This window comes from Micromonospora echinofusca, assembly GCF_900091445.1.
GTDB classification, from domain to species: domain Bacteria; phylum Actinomycetota; class Actinomycetes; order Mycobacteriales; family Micromonosporaceae; genus Micromonospora; species Micromonospora echinofusca.
Genome location: NZ_LT607733.1, coordinates 4,712,348 through 4,728,238, shown reverse-complemented (window position 1 = coordinate 4,728,238; position 15,891 = coordinate 4,712,348). Strand labels below are relative to the sequence as shown.

The 15,891-nt window shown below is 75.5% G+C and carries 13 protein-coding genes and 1 riboswitch; of the genes, 8 read left to right on the top strand and 5 right to left on the bottom strand.

Annotated elements, in window-relative coordinates; all coding sequences use genetic code 11:
* Positions 1-44: 44 nt before the first annotated feature.
* Together GA0070610_RS20085 and GA0070610_RS20080 are read right to left on the bottom strand one after the other, a co-directional pair.
* A complete protein-coding gene (locus GA0070610_RS20085) occupies positions 45-1,685 on the bottom strand; it encodes a type III secretion system chaperone family protein (protein ID WP_089001470.1) in 1,641 nt (546 codons plus the stop codon).
* Complete coding sequence (locus tag GA0070610_RS20080) at positions 1,682-2,161, bottom strand: type III secretion system chaperone family protein (RefSeq protein WP_089001469.1); 480 nt, start codon at positions 2,159-2,161, stop codon at positions 1,682-1,684. The genes GA0070610_RS20085 and GA0070610_RS20080 overlap by 4 nt, the downstream gene beginning before the upstream one ends.
* Before the next feature lie 113 nt (positions 2,162-2,274).
* On the opposite strand from GA0070610_RS20080, the gene GA0070610_RS20075 reads away from it, so the two are divergent.
* Positions 2,275-4,725 (top strand): FtsK/SpoIIIE family DNA translocase, encoded by a 2,451-nt coding sequence (locus GA0070610_RS20075; protein ID WP_089001468.1) that lies wholly within the window; start codon positions 2,275-2,277, stop codon positions 4,723-4,725.
* A gap of 139 nt (positions 4,726-4,864) precedes the next feature.
* Here the strand turns inward: GA0070610_RS20075 and GA0070610_RS20070 are convergent, their stop codons facing one another.
* The gene (locus GA0070610_RS20070; protein WP_089001467.1) at positions 4,865-5,110 is read right to left on the bottom strand and encodes a hypothetical protein; all 246 of its coding nucleotides are present in this window, start codon (positions 5,108-5,110) and stop codon (positions 4,865-4,867) included.
* Positions 5,111-5,197: 87 nt separating this feature from the next.
* Entirely contained in the window at positions 5,198-5,512 is a 315-nt protein-coding gene (locus GA0070610_RS20065) for a DMT family transporter (protein ID WP_089001466.1), read from the bottom strand.
* A gap of 63 nt (positions 5,513-5,575) precedes the next feature.
* Positions 5,576-5,640, bottom strand: a riboswitch (guanidine-III (ykkC-III) riboswitch).
* A gap of 89 nt (positions 5,641-5,729) precedes the next feature.
* On the opposite strand from GA0070610_RS20065, the gene GA0070610_RS20060 reads away from it, so the two are divergent.
* From GA0070610_RS20060 to pspM, 7 genes are all read left to right on the top strand, one after another.
* Entirely contained in the window at positions 5,730-6,653 is a 924-nt protein-coding gene (locus GA0070610_RS20060) for an ornithine cyclodeaminase family protein (RefSeq protein WP_089001465.1), read from the top strand.
* Positions 6,654-6,739: 86 nt separating this feature from the next.
* Positions 6,740-8,239, top strand: coding sequence for a 30S ribosomal protein S12 methylthiotransferase RimO (gene rimO / locus GA0070610_RS20055; RefSeq protein ID WP_089001464.1), 1,500 nt, complete (start codon positions 6,740-6,742; stop codon positions 8,237-8,239).
* Positions 8,240-8,316: 77 nt separating this feature from the next.
* Positions 8,317-8,910 carry a CDP-diacylglycerol--glycerol-3-phosphate 3-phosphatidyltransferase gene (gene pgsA, locus GA0070610_RS20050; protein ID WP_089001463.1) on the top strand — a complete coding sequence of 198 codons (594 nt, stop codon included), beginning with the start codon at positions 8,317-8,319 and terminating at the stop codon, positions 8,908-8,910.
* A gap of 93 nt (positions 8,911-9,003) precedes the next feature.
* The gene (locus tag GA0070610_RS20045) at positions 9,004-9,591 is read left to right on the top strand and encodes a CinA family protein (protein ID WP_089001462.1); all 588 of its coding nucleotides are present in this window, start codon (positions 9,004-9,006) and stop codon (positions 9,589-9,591) included.
* A gap of 145 nt (positions 9,592-9,736) precedes the next feature.
* Positions 9,737-10,180: a helix-turn-helix domain-containing protein gene (locus tag GA0070610_RS20040; protein WP_089001461.1), complete on the top strand. Its 444-nt coding sequence runs from the start codon at positions 9,737-9,739 to the stop codon at positions 10,178-10,180.
* A gap of 207 nt (positions 10,181-10,387) precedes the next feature.
* Positions 10,388-11,260 (top strand): PspA/IM30 family protein, encoded by an 873-nt coding sequence (locus GA0070610_RS20035; RefSeq protein ID WP_089001460.1) that lies wholly within the window; start codon positions 10,388-10,390, stop codon positions 11,258-11,260.
* Between the two features lie 23 nt (positions 11,261-11,283).
* The gene (gene pspM / locus GA0070610_RS20030) at positions 11,284-12,063 is read left to right on the top strand and encodes a phage shock envelope stress response protein PspM (RefSeq protein ID WP_089001459.1); all 780 of its coding nucleotides are present in this window, start codon (positions 11,284-11,286) and stop codon (positions 12,061-12,063) included.
* 33 nt (positions 12,064-12,096) lie between these two features.
* Here the strand turns inward: pspM and GA0070610_RS20025 are convergent, their stop codons facing one another.
* Complete coding sequence (locus tag GA0070610_RS20025; protein ID WP_089001458.1) at positions 12,097-15,744, bottom strand: hypothetical protein; 3,648 nt, start codon at positions 15,742-15,744, stop codon at positions 12,097-12,099.
* Positions 15,745-15,891: the final 147 nt, after the last annotated feature.

The following is a 15,891-nucleotide window of genomic DNA, read 5'->3' as shown; positions in this document are numbered from 1 at the left end:
ATCGTCCGGCGGGTTTCGGACACCACCCGTGGGCCGCCGGCCGGTCAGGGCAGGGCGGCCACCGCGTCGGCGTACGCGACGCAGGTCTGCACGGCCGCGTCGAGCAGGACCGCGAGCTGGGCGGGGGCCACCCCGTGCGCCAGGTCGGTGGCGACGTGGCCGGCCAGCATCAGCTCGCCGTCCTGCTCGTGCACGTACGCCTTCGGCAGCAGCCGGTCGTGGTTCCAGGAGTTGCAGAAGGCGTACGCCTCCGTCAGCCGGTCGGCCGGCAGCCGGCGGCTCGCCACGGACCGGGCCTGGAGGATCTCGCCCCGCTCGCCGCCGCGCCGGAACTGGATCAGCGCCTCGCCCCACCGGCCCGTCACGGCGCCGCGGTCGTCCACTTCGTAGCGGTCGCCGCGTCGGTCGAGGGCAGCGGTGATCATCGCCACGCCCAGCGGGCGGGGTTCGTCGTCCGGCGGCGGGGCCTCCTCGGCCGGGTCGTCGACGTCGTCGGGGTCGTCGTCGGACGGCAGGGGCACCGGCGCGGCGGCCGGCCGCTCGGCCAGCCAGGACGCGATCCGGCCGGACTGGTGGCCGGTGCCGTTGCGGGCGTCGAAGCTGCCGGCCAGCGCGGTGGCCACCCCGAGCAGGGTCGCGCCCAGCGTCGCCACGTCCAGGTCGGCGGCCGGCCGCACCCCGTACGCCGGGCGGTGCACCGTCCGGCCGCCGAGCCCCGCCTGCACGGCGAGGGCACAGACCAGCGCCCCGGCGGCGGCGAACTCCATCGCCGACAGGTCGTCGTGCGGCCGGTCCAGCTGGGGCAACTGCTCGGCGAGGACGTCGAGCCCTCGGGCGGGGTGTCCGGCCAGCGCGCACCACCGCAGGTGAGCGGCGAGCAGCGGGAAGGCCGCCCGCTCCCGCCGGTGCCGCCGGTACGCCCGTACGTGCGCCTCGGCCGCCCGCTCCGGCTGACCGGCCCGCAGCCAGGACAGCATCCCGGCGGCCAGCGCCCGCTCCGGTTGCTCGGTGCAGCCGTCGGCGACGTCCCCCAGGGCGGTCAGCGCGGCCGGATGGTCGCCCCATCCGGCGAGCAGTTCCGCCCGCCGGGCCGCCGCGCAGTCCGGGCAGCCGCCGACCGGGCCCGGATCCTCCGCCGCCCAGCGTTCGTAGCACCGCCGGGCGGTCGGCTCGTCGCCGAGGTGGTCGGCGATGCGGCAGCGCAGCTCGGCGAGGACCGCCGGGTCGTCGGCGGCACACGCGGCGAGATCGTCCAACATGGCCCGGGCCTGGTCCAGCCCGACCCGTGGCGAGCCGAGCAGGGCCTCGACCGCGTAGCGCCGGTGGCGCCGCAGCAGCTCGGCCTGGTCGCCCGCCAGCAGCTCGGGGCGGCGCCCGGCGGTGGCGAGGCAGCGGCGCAGTGGCTCGACCAGCCGCCACCGCTCCCCGTGCAGGAGGTACGCCTCGATCAGCGCGAACCGGGCCGCGAGCGCCGTCCGGTCGTCGCCGGTGGCGTCGGCGTGCGCGGCGATCCGCTCCAGCTCGGTGCTGCGGGCCTCGCCGTCTCCGGTGTCGCGGGCGTCGGCGAGCGCGCCGGCCAGCGCGGGGTCGGGCCGCCGGCCCCCGCGCCGCAGCCCGCTCCACCAGCCGGGCAGCCCGAACGGGTCGAGGCCGCGGCCGGCCGCGCCCCCGCCCTGACCCGTCACGCCACCACCCCGCCGGGCAGCCGGGCCACCTCGGTGGCGAGCTGGCAGCCGGTGGCGATGCCGCAGTCGAGCAGCTGGTCGAGCTGGTGGGCGGTGACGCCGCGCTCCAGGTCGGTGATGACCTCGCCGCAGATCCGGGCCCGCCCGTCGTCCTCGACGTGGACGAACGCCTTCGGCCAGAGCCGGTCGTGGTTCCACGCGTTGCAGAAGGCGTGCAGCGCCGGCACGTACTCGATGGGGAACGTCGGCGCGGTCAGGGTGCGGACCTGGAGCAGCTCCCCGGCGGTGCCGGGGCGCAGGAACCAGATGAGGCTGTCGTCCCAGCGGCCGACCAGGTCGCCGTCGGCGTCGGCCCCGACGTGGTATCCCCGGCTGCGCAGCACGGCGGCGATCAGCTCGCCGGTCAGCGGCTCCAGCGCCCCCGGGTGTCCGGTCAGGGGGCCGTCCCGGCCGTCCTCGGTCTCCGGCGACGGCATGGGGGCATCCCTTCTGAGGCAGATATCACGTGACGCGGCGGGCCCGCGCTGCGACACGCGGACACGACCCGGAAAGGCGGCGTTCTGCCGGGTCACGCCATTAGGTTGATGCTATGGCGGGCCGTACCTCTCAGGCGAGCCGGCGGCGCGGCGCGTCGCCGCGTGGCACCACGAACAGTCGTGCCCGTCAGCCGGCGAAGAAGGCCGGCCGGGCGGCGCCCCGGCGGCGGCCGGCGGCCCGGCCCGGCCCGGGCCCGATCGTCGGGCAGGCGGTCCGCGCACTGTGGATGGGGATGGCGCACGGCGTCGGCTGGGCGTTCCGGCAGGCCGGCTCCGCCCGGGGGCTCGACCCGGAGCAGCGCCGTGACGGCGCGGGCCTGCTGGTCTTCGGCCTGGCCCTGCTCAGCGCGGTGGCCCTCTGGTTCTCCGGCGCCGGTCCGGTCGGCGCGCGGCTGGCCGACACCGTCCGGCTCTTCCTCGGGGCGATCTCGGTCGTAGTGCCGGTGCTGCTGATGATCGGCGCCTGGCGGCTGATGCGCGAGCCCGTCGATCCCGAGCACCGCGGCCGGGGGCTGGTCGGCTGGACGTCCATGCTGGTCGCCACCGCCGCGATGCTGCACATCGGACAGGAGCCGGCCGACGCGGGCCAGCGCGACTTCGCCGGCGGCCTGGTCGGCGCCGGCGTCGGCAGCCTCATGGAGCGGGCGGTCACCGCCTGGGTGGCCGTGCCGCTGCTGATCCTGCTACTGGTCTTCGGCCTGCTGGTGGTCACCGCGACCCCCATCAACAAGGTCCCGGAGCGGCTCGGTCTGCTGTTCGGCACCCGGATCGCCCCGCCGGTCGGGCCGGAGGAGACCGACGAGGCGCCCGCCAAGCCCGCGCGCCGTAAGCGTCCGGCGAAGCGGGCCGCCCCGCCGCCGCTCGACCCGGCGGAGTTCGACGAGGACCTCGACGGGGTGGACCTCCAGGAGACCCTGGTGCTGCCCCGCAAGCCCCCGGGCCGGGTCCCGGCCACCCGCAAGCCGGCCGAGCCGCCGGAGCACTCGCCCGCCCCGACCCGGGCCGAGCAGCTCGCGCTGACCGGGCTGTCGGGCGACTACACGCTGCCGCCGGCCAACATGCTCGGCAGCGGTGCGGCCCCGAAGTCCCGGAGCAAGGCCAACGACGAGGTCATCGTCGCGCTCACCGGCGTCTTCGAGCAGTTCGGCGTGGACGCCGCCGTCACCGGCTTCACCCGCGGGCCGACCGTCACCCGCTACGAGGTGGAGCTCGGCCCGGGCGTCAAGGTCGAGCGCATCACCCAGCTCTCCCGCAACATCGCGTACGCGGTGAAGTCGCCCGACGTGCGGATCCTCAGCCCGATCCCGGGCAAGAGCGCGGTCGGGGTGGAGATCCCGAACACGGACCCGGAGAACGTGGCGCTCGGCGACGTGCTGCGCTCGCGGGCCGCCACCAGCGACCACCACCCGATGGTGGTGGCGCTCGGCAAGGACATCGAGGGCGGCTACGTGGTGGCCAACCTCGCCAAGATGCCGCACATTCTGATCGCCGGCGCGACGGGTGCGGGCAAGTCGTCCTGCCTGAACTCGCTGCTGGTGTCCATCCTGACCCGGGCCACGCCGGACGAGGTGCGGCTGCTGCTGATCGACCCGAAGCGGGTCGAGATGACCGGCTACGAGGGCATCCCGCACCTGGTCACCCCCATCGTGACCAACGCCAAGAAGGCGGCGGACTCGCTGGAGTGGGTCGTGCGCGAGATGGACATGCGCTACGACGACCTCGCCGCCAACGGGGTCCGGCACATCGACGACTTCAACCGCAAGGTCCGCAACGGCGAGATCAAGGCGCCGCCGGGCAGCGAGCGGGAGATGCGCCCGTACCCGTACCTGCTGGTGATCGTGGACGAGCTGGCGGACCTGATGATGGTCGCCCCCCGCGACGTGGAGGACTCGGTCGTCCGGATCACCCAGCTCGCCCGCGCGGCCGGCATCCACCTGGTGCTGGCCACCCAGCGCCCGTCGGTCGACGTGGTCACCGGCCTGATCAAGGCGAACGTACCGTCGCGGCTGGCGTTCGCCACCTCCTCGCTCGCCGACTCCCGGGTCATCCTCGACCAGCCGGGCGCGGAGAAGCTGCTGGGCCGCGGCGACGGCCTGTTCCTGCCGATGGGCGCCTCGAAGCCGATCCGCATCCAGGGCGCCTGGGTGACCGAGCGCGAGATCGCCGACGTGGTGAAGTTCTGCAAGGACCAGCGCGAGCCGGAGTTCCGCCCCGACGTGCTCGTCGCGCCCGACGCCGGCAAGAAGAAGATCGACGAGGACATCGGCGACGACCTCGACCTGCTGGTGCAGGCGGTCGAGCTGGTCGTCACCTCGCAGTTCGGCTCGACCTCGATGCTCCAGCGCAAGCTGCGGGTCGGCTTCGCCAAGGCGGGGCGGCTGATGGACCTCATGGAGACCCGGGGCGTCGTCGGCCCGTCGGAGGGCTCCAAGGCCCGTGACGTGCTGGTCAAGCCGGACGAGCTGGAGGAGGTCCTGGCCGGCCTGCGCGGCGGCGAGGAGTAGGACCGGCTTGCTGATGGCGCGGGGGGCCGTTCCCGACCGTCGCCAGGCGGGGCTGCGCCGGCAGCCACCCGGCGGGGCGCACAGGCGACGGGCCCGCCGGCACGCCGGCGGGCCCGGTCTTCGCCCGGGGGAGCGGGGGTCAGTTGTTGATGATCGCGCTGACGATCAGCAGGCTGAGGATGATGGCGGCCACGTTGGCGGCGGCTGCGTACCAGCCGAGCGGCTTGTCGCCCAGGACGGCGCCGACGATGCCCAGGACCAGCCCGATCACGCCGAAGATGAGTGGGCTGAGCAGGAGCGCGAGGACCGCGAACACGAAGGCCAGGATCGTGCAGATGCGGGCGGCGTTGGTGCGCGGGCGGGCGGTCGAGTGCATGTTGGCCATGTCTGCCTCCGTGGGTGAGAGCCTTTCGGTGCCAGGCACAGCTCTACCCACTGTGGTCGTCCGCCACGCCTGGCCCGGGGACGCCGGTCAGTGGAAGACCTTCAGGCCGACGACGCCGGCGACCACCAGCAGCAGGCAGGCGATCCGGGGCAGGCTGGCCGGCTCGTTCAGCGCCAGCATGCCGACCAGGGCGGTGCCGACCGCCCCGATGCCGACCCACACGACGTAGCCGGTGCCGACCGGGATCTCGCGCAGCGCGTACGCCAACCCGGCCATGCTGAGCACCAGGGTCACCCCGAAGACCAGCGAGGGGACGAGCCGCGTGAAGCCGGCGCTGCGGTCGAGGGCGATCGCCCACGCGGTCTCGAGAAGTCCGGAGATCACCAGCACGATCCAGGCCATGGGGAATCACCTCTGCGTCGGCGCCCGGACCGTCGGGCCGGGACGAGTGGGTCGGTACACACACGCGGGGCGTCTTGGCCTGACCGGGTACGCCCACCACTCGTCCGGGGCGACCGTGGCCGCCACGACCGACGTTAGCACCGGCCGGGCGGCGGCCCGGGTGAGCCGGGCCACCACGACTTGACGTGAACCTCGCTTCAACTTGCAGTATCGGACCATGCCGCTGCTCTTCGCCGACTCCGACGTCGCCGCCGCGCTGGACGCACCCACCACGGTGGCCGCGATGCGCGACGCCCTGCTCGCCGCGTACGCCGGCCGCCTGGTGGCCCCGCCCCGGGCCGCCGCGCCGCTGGGCGGGGGACGGATGGTGCTCACCGCGGGGCACCTCACCGGCGAGTGGTACGGCTACCGCTCGTACGACACGTTCGGACACCCGGGGAGCGAGCAGGTGGTGGTGCTGCACGACGGGCGTACCGGGGCGGTCCGGGCGGTGGCGGTCGGCGAGGAGCTGGGCTCCCGGCGTACCGGCGGGCTCGGCGGGGTGGCCGTGGACGCCCTGGCCCGACCGGACGCCGCCACCCTGGGCGTGATCGGCTCGGGCGGACAGGCGTGGACCCAGGTCTGGGCCGCCGCCGCCGTCCGTCCGCTGCGCGAGGTCACCGTGCACAGCCGCTCCGTCGCCCGGCGGGAGGCGTTCGCCGCCCGGGTCCGCGCCGAGTTGGGTGTGCCGGCGCGGGCGGTGGAGTCGGCCCGCGCCGCCGTCCGCGACCGCGACGTCGTGGTGCTCGCCACCACCGCCGTCACCCCGGTGCTCGACGCCGCCGACCTGGCCCCCGGCACCCACGTCAACGCGGTCGGCTTCAAGCAGGTCGACCGGCACGAGTTCGGCGCCGACCTGCTGGACGCCGCCGACCTGCTGGTGACCGACTCGCCCGCGCAGGCGGCCGCGTACGACCCGCCGATGCTGGCGGCGCTGCCCGCGTACGCCGGGCGGTTGCGCGACCTGGGCGCCGTGCTGGCCGGCGCGGTCCCCGGCCGGACCGACGCGGACCAGGTCTCGGTCTTCTGCTCGACCGGCCTGGCCGGCACGGAGGTCTTCCTGCTCGACCGGCTGGTCCGGGTCGGCGCGGCGGTGGCCTGAGCCGGCCGTCGCGGCGAGGGAGTGTGAGGCGGTCGATGCGGCGGCCCGCCGTTGACGGTCGCCGCCCGCCGGCCCGGTACCCTCGGATGGTGTCTGCCACCTCCCCTTCCCCCGCCGACGGCCGTCGGGTCGCCCTGCTGACCCTGGGCTGCGCCCGCAACGAGGTCGACTCGGAGGAGTTGGCCGCCCGGCTGCACGCCGACGGCTGGCAGGTGACCACCGACGGCGAGGGCGCCGACGTGGTGGTCGTCAACACGTGCGGTTTCGTGGAGAAGGCGAAGCAGGACTCCATCCAGACCCTGCTGGCCGCCGCCGACACCGGCGCCAAGGTGGTCGCCGCCGGCTGCATGGCCGAGCGGTACGGCCGCGAGCTGGCCGACAGCCTCCCCGAGGCGCAGGCGGTGCTGAGCTTCGACGACTACCCGGACATCGCCGCCCGGCTGGACGCCGTGGTCGCCGGCGAGCGGATCGGCGCGCACACCCCGCGCGACCGGCGTGAGCTGCTGCCGCTCACCCCCGTCTCGCGGCGCGACAGCGCGGTGTCGCTGCCCGGTCACGGCACCCCGGTCCGGGGCGTCACCGAGACCGACGAGCACACCCCGGCCCACCTGCGCCAGGTGCTGCGCCACCGGCTCGACACCGGCCCGGTCGCCTCGCTCAAGCTCGCCAGCGGCTGCGACCGGCGCTGCGCGTTCTGTGCCATCCCCGCCTTCCGCGGCGCCTTCGTCTCCCGTACGCCCGACGAGCTGCTCGCCGAGGCGGAGTGGCTGGCCAAGACCGGCGTACGCGAGCTGGTGCTGGTCAGCGAGAACTCCACCTCCTACGGCAAGGACCTGGGCGACCCCCGGGCGCTGGAGAAGCTACTGCCCCAGCTCGCCGCGATCGACGGCATCGTCCGGGTGCGGGCGAGCTACCTCCAGCCGGCCGAGACCCGGCCCGGCCTGGTCGAGGCGATCGCCACCACGCCCGGCGTGGCACCCTACTTCGACCTGTCGTTCCAGCACTCGAGCGAGCCGGTGCTGCGCCGGATGCGCCGCTTCGGCTCCACCGACCGGTTCCTGGAGCTGCTGGCGAGTGCCCGCGCGCTGGCCCCGGAGGCGGGCGCGCGGAGCAACTTCATCGTCGGCTTCCCCGGCGAGACCCGCGCCGACTACCAGGAGCTGGTCCGGTTCCTGACCGAGGCGCGGCTGGACGCGATCGGGGTCTTCGACTACAGCGACGAGGACGGCACCGAGGCCGCCGGGCTGTCGGGCAAGGTCTCCGCCGCCACGGTCAAGCGCCGCTACGACAGGCTCAGTGCGCTCGCCGACGAGCTCTGCTCGCAGCGCGCCGAGGAGCGCCTGGGTTCCACGGTCGAGGTGCTGGTCGACTCGGTCGACGACGGCGTGGTCGAGGGGCGGGCGGCCCACCAGGCCCCCGAGGTCGACGGCTCGACGACCCTCGTGGCCCCGTCGGCCGGCGGGGTGGACCTGGCCGCGCTGCGCCCGGGCGACCTGGTGCGGGCGACGGTCACCGGCACCGAAGGGGTGGACCTGGTCGCGGTCCCGGATGAGATGATCTCGGCTGCGCCCGGCGCAACACGGTGACGGCGGGCCCGGACGGAGCGGGGGAGCCACGTGGTGGGGTGCCAGGTGCGCCACGGCGGCCGGAGCGGGGTGCGGCGGTGACCGGGGCGACGGACTCGACTCCCGCGCCGGTGGTGGCGGGCGTGCCCGTGCTGAACGCGGCCAACGCGCTCACCGCGCTGCGCCTCGTCCTGGTGCCGGTCTTCGCGGCGTCCGTGGTCGCCTCGGCGATGACCCACGCCGGCTGGCGGATGGTCGCCTGCCTGATCTTCGCTGTCGCCTCGGCGACCGATCTGGTGGACGGCTGGATCGCCCGCCGGTTCGCCCTGGTCACCTCGGTGGGCAAGGTCGCCGACCCGATCGCCGACAAGGCCCTCACCGGGGCGGCGCTGCTGCTGCTCTCCTGGTACGACCAGCTGCCCTGGTGGGTGACCGCCGTGATCCTCGCCCGCGAGCTGGGCATCACCGCGCTGCGCTTCTGGGTGATCAGGCACGGCGTCATCGCGGCCAGCCGGGGCGGCAAGATCAAGACTGCGCTCCAGATCCTGGCCATCACGTGGTACCTGTGGCCGATGCCGGCCGTGCTCGCCGCCGTCGGCCCGTGGATCATGGCCGCCGCCGTCGGCGTCACGGTGGTCACCGGCTTCGACTACGTCGCCCAGGCCCTCCGGCTCCGCCGCCCCACCACCTGAGCCGCCGCCCGGATGTCGACGGCTCCGGAACGTACCCCCGCGCCGGTCGGGGAGGATGCGTAGGGCCCGCCGGGAGGGGAAAGGATCCGGGACATGGACAGTGACGCGGACGGAGCACGGCCGGTCGGGAGCCCGGCGGCCGGCGTGGTGCACAGCCTCTCGGAGCGGCACGAGACCCTCGCCACCGTCGAGTCGCTCACGGGCGGGCTGCTGGCCGCCTCGATCGTCGAGATCGCCGGGGTGAGCGGGATCTACCGGGGCGGCCTGGTGGTCTACGCCACCGAGCTCAAGTCGCTGCTCGCCGACGTACCGGAGGATCTGCTGGCCGACCGCGGGCCGGTCGACCCGGACGTGGCGGTGGCCCTCGCGGAGGGCGGACGGCGACGCTGCGGGGCCGACTGGGGCCTGGCGACCACCGGGGTGGCCGGTCCCGAACCGCAGGACGGCAAGCCGGTCGGGCTGGTCTACGTCGCCGTGGCCGGGCCGTCCGGCACCGAGGTCCGGCAGCTCGACCTGGCCGGCGGTCGCGACCACATCCGCTCGGCCACGGTCGTCGAGGCGTTGCGGCTGCTCGCCGGGCGGATCCACGAGGCCGACGCCGCCGAGCCGGCGGAGTCCGGCACCCGGACGGCCGGGGCCGACGGCGGGCGGACCGACGCGGCCGGCGCGGGTCGCCGGTGACGGTTCTCCCCGGATCCGAGGGGCGGGGTGGGATGTCGTGAGGGCCCGCAACGGGTACGGTTGCGGGAAGGCTCCGGCGACCGGTGCGGCTCGACGCGCCGGACGGGCCGCGTGAAAGAGTGGTGTCCCTCAGGGGGAGGTGCGAATGGTCCTGCTACGCCGCGTGATCGGTGACGCACTGCGGGCGCGCCGGCAGGGGCAGCACCGCACCCTGCGGGAGGTCTCCTCCGCCGCCAACGTCAGCCTCGGCTACCTCTCCGAGATCGAACGCGGCCAGAAGGAGCCCTCCAGCGAGCTGCTGGCGGCGATCTGCGACGCGCTCGGCGCGCGCCTGTCGGAGCTGCTGCGCGAGGTCAGCGACACGGTCGCCCTCGCCGAGCAGATGCCCGGCGTGCTGGTGCCGGTTCAGGACGAGCCGGCCGTGCCCGCCGCCCCCGTCGCGGTGCGCAGGAGCACGGGTCGGGGCGTGCACCAGGTCAGCTCGGACGGCACGGTCGCCGTCCAGGTCCGTCAGGACTCCCCGCTCAAGGCCACCCTGCGCAGCTCCCGGGTCCGGGGCAGCGAGCGCGACGTGGTCTGCGCCGCCTGATCCACCTTCCGCTCTCGCGCCACGTGGTCGGCCTCGACGGCGCCGCGTACCCTTGATCGCGGACGGCGTCGGCGCTCGCTTCGCTCGCCGGTACGGGTGCCCGGGTGGCGTCCGGCTGGGACGATGGAGCCACTGCCGCGCCGGAGCCGGCCGGGAGCATCCGGCGCGGTCGAGGCGGAGCGACGCTACTGAGGGGACAACGCAAAGATGGCGAACCCGTTCGTCAAGGGGTGGAAGTACCTGATGGCGCTCTTCGGCGCCAGGATCGACGAGCACGCCGATCCGAAGGTGCAGATCCAGCAGGCCATCGAGGAGGCGCAGCGCCAGCACCAGGCGCTGGTGCAGCAGGCTGCCGCCGTGATCGGCAACCAGCGGCAGCTGGAGATGAAGCTGTCCCGTCAGATGTCCGAGGTCGAGCGGCTGCAGGCCAACGCCCGCCAGGCCCTGGTCCTCGCCGACCAGGCCCGCGCCCGGGGCGACGAGACTGAGGCCGGCCGCTACGAGCAGTCCGCGCAGACCCTGGCCACCCAGCTCGTCTCGGCGGAGCAGGCCACGGAGGACCTCAAGACCCTGCACGACCAGGCGCTCGGCGCCGCCGCCCAGGCCCGCCGGGCGGTCGAGAACAACTCGATGATCCTCCAGCAGAAGCTCGCCGAGCGCACCAAGCTGCTCAGCCAGCTCGAGCAGGCCAAGATGCAGGAGAGCGTGGCCCGCTCGCTGGAGTCGATGTCGTCGCTGACCGCCCCCGCCAACACGCCCTCGCTCGACGAGGTGCGTGACCGCATCGAGCAGCGCTACGCCACGGCGATGGGCCGCGCCGAGCTGGCCGGCAACTCCGTCGAGGGCCGCATGCTGGAGATCCAGAAGTCCACGCTCGACTCGGCCGGCTCCTCCCGGCTGGAGCAGATCCGGTCGAGCATGGCCGGCGAGCAACTCGGCGGCAAGCAGGAACGACCGGCCGTGGAGCACACCCAGCCCGCCGCGCCGGCCGCCGACCCCGCGGCCGCCGCCCGGCTGGACGAGATCCGGGCCAGCATGGGCCGCGAGCGCGGCACCGGGGACACCACCGCCGCCGGCTGAGCGGCCGGGTCGAGGAGGCAGAGGTGGCAGACGAGCGCACGCGGTACTTCCGGCGCCTGAGCCGGTTGCGGGGTTCCGCACGCCGGTGGAGCGTCACGGCCGGTGGCCTGAGCGGCGCCGCCGCCGTGCTGACCCCGTACGCCGGGCTCGGGCTGCCCGACGCGGCGTGGGCGGCCGGCGCGGGCGGCGCGCTGGTGCTCGCCGCCTGGCGCTGGATCGACCTGCGGGCGCTGGCCGCCCAGCCGGCGCCGCCGCCGCTCGACCCGGCCGAGGCCGCCGCGCGGTCGCGCGCCAAGCTGGTCGCCGCCGTGGAGCGGCTGCCGGTCGGCCCGGGGGTGCTCGCCGAGGTCCGGCGGGTGCGCTCGCGGGTGGCGCTGCGCGGCACCAGCGCCGCCGAGCCGTGGGCCCGGCTGGACCGGGCCGCCCTCACCCTCGCCGGGATGACCGGGCGGCTGACGGGGCTGGCGTCGCCGGCCGTGCTGGAGGCCGCCGAGGCCGACCGGTCGCTGCGCGACCTCGCCGACCGGGTGGCCAGCGTCGAGCGCACGCTCCGGCTCGCCCCGGCCGAGTCCCGTCCGCCGCTGGCCGAGGCGCACCGCGCCCTGACCGCGCAGTTGGAGGAGGGCGTCACCGCGTACGAGCGGCTGGTCGTGGCCGCCGCCGGCTACGTCGCCGGGGACGCGCACCCCGACGCCGCGCACCCGGCGGCCTCGCGCCTCACCGAGGCGACCGACCTGCTGCACGGCGTCGCCTCGGCCCTGACCGAACTCCGCGCCGTCAACGCCCCGCTCCGCACCCCCTGACGCCGCCCTGCCTCACGATCCGGCGCGGGCGGGTCACGGCGGCGTGGTTATCGGGATCGGGCCGGTGAACGGGGAGGCGCCGACCACGTTGAACGACCGGATCCGGTAGTGGTAGGTGACGCCGCGCGCCAGGCCGGTGTTGGTGAAGCCCCGGCCGGTGACGGTGAAGGTCGCCACCTCCCGGCTGAACGCCGGGTCCAGCGCCCGCTGCACGATGAATCCCGCGCCCGGCGCGGCCGGGGTGTTCGCCGCCCAGCCGAGGATCACCGTCGCCGTGTCCGGCCCGGGGGCCGTCGCGGTGGCGGTCACCCCCGTCGGCGGGCCCGGTGCCGGCGGGGTGGTCGCCCGGGCCACCGTCGACCAGGCCGAGGCGGCGCCGAGGTAGGTGGTCCGCACCCGGTAGTAGTACGTGGTGTCGGGGGCCACGGCGGCGTCGAGGTGGTTGTCGCCGACCCCGATGGCCGTGGTGCCCGGCCCGCTGCTGAACGTCGGATTGGTGGCCCGCTGCACGTCGATCCCGGTGGCGAAGGAACGGTTGGCCCAGCGCAGCGCGATCCGCAGCGGCGCGGCGGGCGGGATCGTCGCGGTCAGTCCGGCCGGCGCGGCGAGCTGCACCGAGGCCGGCACGCTGTTGGACCACGTGGAGCAGCTCACCGCGTTCTCCGCCCGGATGCGGTAGTGGTAGGTCACCCCGGGCGTGACGGTGGCGTCGGTGTAGCGGGTCGCCGTGGCCGCCACGGTGATCGACATGAGCCCGTCCGTGAAGGCGGCGTCCGTGGCCCGCTGGAGCAGGTGGCTGGTGGCCGGGGGACGACTGCCGTTGCCCGTCCAGGTCAGCGCGATCGCCGGCAGCGCGGTGGCCGAGCCGGGGGCCGGGGTCGCGGTCAGCCCCGTCGGTGCCCGGGGCGACATCCGCAGCACCAGTGGCCGGATCATGCCCTGGTCCCGGTGGCCGCCGAGCTGGCTGTGCCAGTGGTACTCCCAGCCCAGGTTGACGAGCTGGTTGACGACCAGCGCGGGCCGCCCGTCCACCGGGCTGACCGGGGTCGAGCCCGTCCGGGCGCCCGCCGGCCGGAGCGGGTCGAGCAGCCGCACGCTGTCGCCGATCTTGAAGGGCAGGGGTGGCGCGACCGGCCGGAGCGCGACGATCACGTCCTCGCGCGGGTCGACCCGGACGACCTGCTTCCAGCCCCGCTCCGCCGGATGCGGCGCCCGGGTGGCGCCGTTCCAGCCGACCCGGCCGATCACCTGCACGTCGCAGCCGGTGAACCGCACGGGCTGGGTCTGCCGGCTGTTGCCGCGGATCCGCCAGAGCTGGGTGCCGTCTGCGGGCCCACCCACCGCGACGGCCGGGTCGCTGACGTGCAGGACCTCGGTGGCCGGATCGCTCGGCCCGAGCGGCAGGACGGTGGGGGAGAGCGGCCCGGCGTGCGGGTGCCCGACGCCGAGCCGGCCGACGAGCCGGCCGTGCTCCGGCTCGAAGACCTGCTGCACCGACTTGACCTCGATCGGCAGAAGCACCGGGGCGGCGGCGCCGGCCGGGACGAAGCTGACCGTCGCGGCGTGCACCGGCACCACCGTGTCGCGCGCCGTCCGGGTGCCGAACGCGGCGTCGTACGCCGGCTGCGGGACGATCGGTGGCCGCTGGCTGGCCGCGTACGCGGCGGGCAGGCGCTCGCGCAGCCGGGCCAGGTCGTACGGCGGCGCCGGGGTCCCGGCCACCCGGAACTGGAGCAGGGTGCGGGTGTTCGGCCCGTACCCGGGGCGGGTCGGCGGCGCCCCGCCCTCGGCGGTGCGGTCCGGGCCACCGGTGAAGTGGTCGGCGCGCGGGTCGAAGCCGGGCAGCGGGGCGGGACAGTCGTTGTAGAGGATCAGCGTGCCGCCGGGCGCGACGGCGGAGAAGTCGACCAGCACGTCGGCGACCTCCCCCGGGGCGAGCAGCAGCGCGTGCGAGTCGACGTTGAGCACGGTCGGGTCGCGCCGGTCGTACCGGTAGCCGACCGGCTGGTTCGGCACCGGCACCGGCGCGGGGAGCAGGCCGCACTCGTTGCCGATCTGGACGAGGCGCGGGCCGGCGGCGCGCGGGTCCGGGACCCCGCCCTCGCGCCCGTCCGTCGGCCAGCGGGCCGGCCGGTCCGGCGCGCGTACCGCCTCCACCATCGGCACCTCACCGGCGTCGGCGTCGGCCAGCGCGCCGTCCGCGTGCCACATCGGCCCGTCCGAGCGGGCCCGGTAGAGCTGGAGGTTCAGGGCGCGGTCCAGGCAGGCGTTGAGGATCCGGAACCGGTACGTCCTCGGCTCGACCTCCAGGTACGGGTACGCGATCCCGTTGACCAGCACGGTGTCGCCGAACGCGTCGGGCACCGCCGAGGGGTGCGGTACGCCGGGCGCCAGCGGCGGCTCGTCGGGTTCGGCGACCGGATCGTGGTGCGGGTTCGGCACCGGGCCCGCCGGGTGGGGCGTTGCCGGCTGGTCCCGCTGCCCGGTGTCGTCGGCCGTACGCGACCAGGGGCCGTAGTCCCACCGGCCGGTCGGGTTCGCCCCGTCGGCCCGGTGCGGGTTCTGCCGGGGCTGGTAGACGTGCGGGTGCCAGAGGCTGCCCCGGGAGCCCCAGCGGTCCCGGTCCCACGTGGGGTCCTCCGCGGCGAGCTGGGCGTCCTCCGGCACGAAGGTCTTGTCCTCGAACACCAGTGGCAGCTGGTCGGCGGGGAGCACCCCGTCGGCGACGAGTCGCTCCTCGGCCGGGTCCGTGAGCAGGTAGAGCGCGAGCTGCCCGGAGTAGACGGTGAGCCGGGCCAGGCCCACGGTGTTGTCGTGGAACCAGCACAGCCGCCCGCTCTGCTCGTTCGGGTAGTAGAGGGTGGTGGCGCCCGCGCCGGGCGGCGGCATGTCGGGCACGTGGGTCAGGCCGGGTCCCGTCGGGTACGGGGTGATCTCACCGGCCGGGGTGGTCCACTGCCAGGGGTTGCCGGCGCTGGTCCAGGCGGTGTGCGCGCCCGCCAGCCGCAGCACCGCGCGGTTCTGCGGGTAGGGCGCCGGGCCGTCGAGCGGGCCGGTCCCGGCGCCGTCGACGGTCGCGTCGACCGGCAGGAAGAGCTCGCCGGAGCGGCCGGTTGGCAGCTGGTTGATGAACTTGACCCGGACCGGCCGGCCCCGCCGGGCCAGGATGAACGGACCCAGGTGCCAGGGCCGCCCCGCCGGCACGACCGTGTTGTGCCCGTGGGCGTCCGTGCCGAGGTTGAGCTGCCGGTAGCCGCGCAGCCGGGTCGCCGGCAGGTCCCGGTGCAGCCGCTGCGCGTACTGCTCCAGGCCGATCTCGTAGTAGTCGCAGCCCGGGTAGCTGACCGTGTCGGGCACCGCCACCGGCAGGCGGGCGCCCAGCTCGGTGCGGCCGGGCGTGCCGAGGCGCGGTAGCGCGTCGACGAACTTGCGGATGCCGGTGCCGGGCACCACGGAACCGTCGGCGTCGACGACCGGCAGCGGGCTGCGCGCGTGGTTCGGCACCGGGCCGAAGTAGCGCGGGACGGCGGCCGGATCGAGGCTGGCCGGCGCGACGACCGGCTCCGTCGCGCGCCGGGCCGCCGGGACGGGACCCGCCCCGGCCCCGTCGGCGGCCCCGTCGTCGGGGCGGGCCGGCATCCGCTGCGCCCACGGGACGCGGAGTCTGCGGAACAGCTCCATGGCTCTCCCCGGTGTCGGGCGCGGCGGCCGCCACCGCGACGTGGCGGACCCGTCGCGCGTCGCTGACGATGCGTGAGGAGTCAACCGCAGCATGCGACCTCGACGGTGGGGTTAGGAAGTACCCAATCGTCCGTTTCTGTGGCGGGG

Excerpts from the sequence above, each read along its gene's own strand:
- GA0070610_RS20075 (WP_089001468.1), top strand. The coding sequence starts at position 2,275 with ATGGCGGGCCGTACCTCTCAGGCGAGCCGGCGGCGCGGCGCGTCGCCG.
- GA0070610_RS20080 (WP_089001469.1), bottom strand. The coding sequence starts at position 2,161 with ATGCCGTCGCCGGAGACCGAGGACGGCCGGGACGGCCCCCTGACCGGA.
- GA0070610_RS20040 (WP_089001461.1), top strand. The coding sequence starts at position 9,737 with ATGGTCCTGCTACGCCGCGTGATCGGTGACGCACTGCGGGCGCGCCGG.
- GA0070610_RS20060 (WP_089001465.1), top strand. The coding sequence starts at position 5,730 with ATGCCGCTGCTCTTCGCCGACTCCGACGTCGCCGCCGCGCTGGACGCA.
- rimO (WP_089001464.1), top strand. The coding sequence starts at position 6,740 with ATGGTGTCTGCCACCTCCCCTTCCCCCGCCGACGGCCGTCGGGTCGCC.
- GA0070610_RS20025 (WP_089001458.1), bottom strand. The coding sequence starts at position 15,744 with ATGGAGCTGTTCCGCAGACTCCGCGTCCCGTGGGCGCAGCGGATGCCG.
- GA0070610_RS20035 (WP_089001460.1), top strand. The coding sequence starts at position 10,388 with ATGGCGAACCCGTTCGTCAAGGGGTGGAAGTACCTGATGGCGCTCTTC.
- GA0070610_RS20065 (WP_089001466.1), bottom strand. The coding sequence starts at position 5,512 with ATGGCCTGGATCGTGCTGGTGATCTCCGGACTTCTCGAGACCGCGTGG.
- GA0070610_RS20045 (WP_089001462.1), top strand. The coding sequence starts at position 9,004 with ATGGACAGTGACGCGGACGGAGCACGGCCGGTCGGGAGCCCGGCGGCC.
- GA0070610_RS20070 (WP_089001467.1), bottom strand. The coding sequence starts at position 5,110 with ATGGCCAACATGCACTCGACCGCCCGCCCGCGCACCAACGCCGCCCGC.